The 4,487-nt window shown below is 38.5% G+C and carries 4 protein-coding genes; 2 read left to right on the top strand and 2 right to left on the bottom strand.

The window, feature by feature from the left end; genetic code table 11:
• Positions 1-213: 213 nt before the first annotated feature.
• Both PN471_RS07585 and ubiE read right to left on the bottom strand, forming a co-directional pair.
• Complete coding sequence (locus PN471_RS07585) at positions 214-1,452, bottom strand: DUF445 domain-containing protein (RefSeq protein ID WP_271776323.1); 1,239 nt, start codon at positions 1,450-1,452, stop codon at positions 214-216.
• A 142-nt stretch (positions 1,453-1,594) separates the two neighbouring features.
• A complete protein-coding gene (gene ubiE / locus PN471_RS07580; protein ID WP_193898003.1) occupies positions 1,595-2,284 on the bottom strand; it encodes a bifunctional demethylmenaquinone methyltransferase/2-methoxy-6-polyprenyl-1,4-benzoquinol methylase UbiE in 690 nt (229 codons plus the stop codon).
• 350 nt (positions 2,285-2,634) lie between these two features.
• Between ubiE and PN471_RS07575 the strand changes: the two genes are divergently transcribed.
• Together PN471_RS07575 and PN471_RS07570 are read left to right on the top strand one after the other, a co-directional pair.
• Positions 2,635-3,711, top strand: coding sequence for a RuBisCO accumulation factor 1 (locus PN471_RS07575; RefSeq protein WP_271776322.1), 1,077 nt, complete (start codon positions 2,635-2,637; stop codon positions 3,709-3,711).
• Between the two features lie 353 nt (positions 3,712-4,064).
• A complete protein-coding gene (locus PN471_RS07570; protein WP_334311905.1) occupies positions 4,065-4,457 on the top strand; it encodes a hypothetical protein in 393 nt (130 codons plus the stop codon).
• Positions 4,458-4,487: the final 30 nt, after the last annotated feature.

Genomic DNA, 4,487 nt, shown 5'->3' with positions numbered 1-4,487 from the left:
TAGGACTTACGCATTGACAGAATCAACCAAATATGGGGTATGGGTTTCGGGCATTTTAACGTGATTTTTTTGATGATTTTTGAGCGCTCGCTATTGAGCAGAAGTTAATCACCAAAAGCCTGAAACGAGGGATTTTCGTTCATGCACATCATGGTGAATTTGTACAGTGCGTAAGTCCTATGTTAGTAGAAATTACCAATTACCCATTACCAATTACATAGATTGATTCAAAAATAAAAATCCTAATTGCAACAAACCAACAACAAAACCTAAAATACCACCCAAAGTAACAATTGCTTGTAATTCATTTCTGACAATTCCCTCAATTGCATCTTCTAAATCGGCGGGGGAAGTAGCTTTGACTCGTTCTATAATTACTTGATCTATAGATAAAACAGGAATTGCTTGAGCGACAATCACCTCTAAATCTTTTTCGAGATACTTTTCTAAAATTAATGCTAAATCCCGTGCCACAACTTCTAAGGAAGTGTTAACAACCGCTGAACTACTTAACCGATTTAACAAGACAATAGAAATCCTTTCCCAATCAGCCGATTCTGTTAATTCTTTGAGTAAATCACCACCACTATTTTGCAAATATTGACGCACACTATCTCTAATCGTTTTTCGTAGTTGACGCACCGTACCGACGGGGAGATTTTGCAAAGATAAATTTTGTAACAATTCCTTAATGCGATCGCGCATTTTTAGATCTTTGATTAATTCTTGCAATCGCTTGTTAGTTGCATCTTTCTCATCTAAGCAAAATGTCCGTAATCGAGTTAAAGTATTTTTCAACCCAAACAGATTTGCCACTACCCAATAAGTACCACTGGTTTTTTCTCGAAAACTTTCATCAATAGTTTGAATTGTCCGATCTGTGAGAAAATCAATAATAACTTGTCGTAATCTATCTGAAGGTAAAACCACCTCTAGTAACCAATCAGCTAACCGAACAGATTGTTCTTCACTGAGTTGAAACTCCAGTAATACCTTATCAAATATTTGGTTAATTTGCGTTTCTAAAAATGTTTCCTGTCGCGCTAAAACCTTCAAAAGACGGGGTAAAGATTCCCCCAGTAAATCACGTAAAATTCCCGCTAAAATCTTAGTGCTGCGAGGGTTTTTATCACCTTTAACTTGATCAACAACCAAACGTAATAACCAGAAAATTCCACTTTGTAGCCGTTCAGTTTCCAGGAGTCTCCGCGCCAGATTTTGCATTTCTTCTGGAGTCAGTAGCGATTTCATAATCGCATTAGCAATATTCTGTCCTAACCGTTCCTGATTACTAGGAATTAAACCAGGAGTAAACGGTACTTTTCGTCCAAAAATATAAACGGCTTTATAGGGACGAAATAACATTTTTATGGCTATGTCGTTGGTGTAATAGCCAATTAATCCACCCAGAACGGGGGGAGATATATATAATAAAATTCTAGACAAATCCACAGGCTTTTGGATTAGGTAATGGGTAATTTGTAATTCGTAATTTGTAATTCGTAATTCGTAATTTGTAATGGATTAGATCAGGGATATTAAAGAAAACATTTATTTTGTTTCTTATATCCTAATTTCAATCACCAATCACCAATCACCTAATTACTACTAATACTCCCATCATACCGTTAGCAATGGGGTAATGTGTGGCATTTATAAAACCGACTTCAATAGCTAACTCTATTTGCTCCTTCCCAGTGGGAAATCGGTCTAAACTAGGGCTAATATAAGCATATTCGTCTTTTAAGCCTAGATTAGTAGCTATGGGAACTACCAGATTATCCAAGTACCACTGTTGCACAGCGCGATACTGTTGATTGTGGGGACGATGAAAGTCTAAAATGGCGGCTTTTGCACCTGGTTTGAGAACACGGTGTATTTCTTGGAGACTACCGGGAATATCTTTAACATTTCTTAATCCATACCCCATCGTGGCTGCATCAAAATAATTATCATCAAAAGGTAAATTTAAGACATCTGCTTCTATCCAAGTAATAGGAGGTTGGGGATGGTAGTTTTTGCAGCGTTCTTGAGCAAAATTCAGTAAATTAGCCGAAAAATCTACTCCATAAACTTGGCCTATCTTCCCTACATGACGTGCTAACCGAAAAGTTAAATCCCCACTACCACAACACAAATCTAAACCAGTATCACCAGGTTTAGCTGCGCTCCATTTGACTGTCATTTCTTTCCAAATGCGGTGTTGTCCCAAGCTTAACTGATCGTTAAGTTGGTCATAAACAGGAGCAATACGATTAAATATAGCGCGGACTTCGTTACTCATTTGTTGAGGGAATAGGGAACATTAAGTTTTTTGGCACTTTTAGGGGTTAGGCGTTGACGGCGAACTTGGTTAGATTGAAAATTGGGTTTATCCATAAATATATTCGTGTTAACTGCTATTTTGTTATATTTTCTATCTGTATGATGTTAAAAATAGTTGCTAAAAACTCAAGTGAGATGCAAATTTCTTTGATACACTAATTCTACAACTATATATCTCACTTATTTTCTTCTGACTACTTTCATGAGTAATAAGTCAAAATACACATAAGAGAAGAAAATAGTTTCCCAACTTTATATTTCTTCACGCTCATCAGACAGTATTAACTTTTTAAGACGCACCCTTTAATTATGACCGAAATACAGCCCAATTTACCAAATCCTGACCAAGAAACAGCTACAGAATTATTAGTCAAGCTGAGACAAAAACAGGGGACTTGGGTGGAATGGGGACAAGCGATCGCCTACCTACAGAAAAACGGTTACAATCCCCAAGACATCTTTGAAGCCACTGGATTTGAACCAATTCAACAAAATCAGGTAATTGTTGGCTCTCAGGTTTATAATTCTCTGGAAAAATCTGGCTCATCATCGGCAACATTGGCATATTATAGCACCAAGAGTAGTGATGTCCTATATGAATTGCGTGGATTAACCCAAGAGGACCGAGCCAGGACTGCCGATTTGACATATCAATACAAACTTGATGCCGATGTAGTCAGGGATATAGCCAAAGCAGTGAAAGACTATTCTTGGTTTCCTACTTTACCCGAAGGTTTTAGTAAACATCCAGGAGATGCGATCGCCTATCAATCCTGGAAATATGCTAAACAAAAATCTGACTTATCCGAGCGATCGCGTTTAATAGCCAAAGGTTTACGCTTTGTTCACTCCGAAACAGCTAGAAAACAACTAGAACAACTGTTAATGGATTTTAGCGTTACGGCTAAAGTAGCGCCGCCGATTTTACCATTTTATCGTTTAGAAATTGATGAAGATTTACCCCGGATTTTACCAGTTGTAGGTGAATTACCATTAACATCACAGGAATTAAAAGCTGTACCATTTATTACCGAAATTCAACCATTTCGCATCGTCAAATTTGCTGGAGAACAAGCTTGGGTAGCCTTACCGGGCTGGAAAGTGCTACTAAATGCCGAAGATCCCGTAGTTGTCATTGCTAATAGCGATATTTTCCCCAACCCCCATCAAAACAAAGTTGAACCGATCATGATCGTCATAGATCGCGCTCAACGAGAATGGGATATTTCCAATTACTTTGTGTTTGAAAACGGCGATAGTATTGACTTTCAATGGTTTGAAACCGCACCAGCAATTCCCCTGTTAGGAAAAATGATTGTTTTGGTTCGTCCTAAGAAAGTATTGGATGAAGAATATACCAAAGATGCGTGGCAGATTGACGAATAATGTAGTTAGCTTTCCCGACAGAAGCCCCCGCTCACTCTTAGGAGCGGGGGATGAATGGGGCGTGAGTTGACGACAGTTCCCTGACTAATGTGCGTAGCACGTTCGTGTAGCGTCTCCCAAAGAGAGAAGGGAACAGGTCGGAAACCAACACTCTCTTAAGCTGTTGTGCATTTAGTTTGTATAATTCTAGCGGGCAAGATGCCCGCACTACAAAGTTCAAGTAAATTATGGTTATCAAATTTAGCTGCGTAACAGCTCATTAAAAAGTTTTAGCTTTATTCAGCAAGCCCTATATAGAGACTACACAAGCCTTTTGTGCGAAAATTAATCCAAGTAATTGGGGAGTTGCAAAAATGGCTTGGGTAGCAGGTGATCAGTTGCAAGGTGGAAAATACACCGTTGAGAAAGAATTAAGAAGGGGACGCTTCGGGATTACTTATTTGGTTAAAAATAAAAATAGCGATCGCCAAATTATCAAAACCTTAGATATTAATTTACTCACATCCCTGAATCAATCAGATCGGGAACGGCTAGAAACGATGTTTTTGCAAGAAGCAGTCAAACTTACGCGCTGTCAGCATCAACATATTGTTAAATTTTCCGAACCTTTTAAAGAAGCAGAGTCTTCCTGTTTGGTAAGAGGGTGTTTGAAAAGTCTAATTTATTACTTGCAAGGGCGACTAGAAGTCGCAGCTACACAGACGAAACCCACCTTCGTGGGTTCAAAAGCCTTGATTTTTCGTTAGTCCACGCAGGTGGACTTTGTTTGTGTAGTA

The organism is Aphanizomenon sp. CS-733/32 (genome assembly GCF_028330045.1).
GTDB classification, from domain to species: domain Bacteria; phylum Cyanobacteriota; class Cyanobacteriia; order Cyanobacteriales; family Nostocaceae; genus Dolichospermum; species Dolichospermum gracile.
This window is presented reverse-complemented; position numbering and strand designations above follow the sequence as displayed.

Bases quoted from the DNA above. Each gene is read 5' to 3' on its own strand.
- PN471_RS07570 (WP_334311905.1), top strand. From the start codon at position 4,065: ATGGCTTGGGTAGCAGGTGATCAGTTGCAAGGTGGAAAATACACCGTT.
- ubiE (WP_193898003.1), bottom strand. From the start codon at position 2,284: ATGAGTAACGAAGTCCGCGCTATATTTAATCGTATTGCTCCTGTTTAT.
- PN471_RS07575 (WP_271776322.1), top strand. From the start codon at position 2,635: ATGACCGAAATACAGCCCAATTTACCAAATCCTGACCAAGAAACAGCT.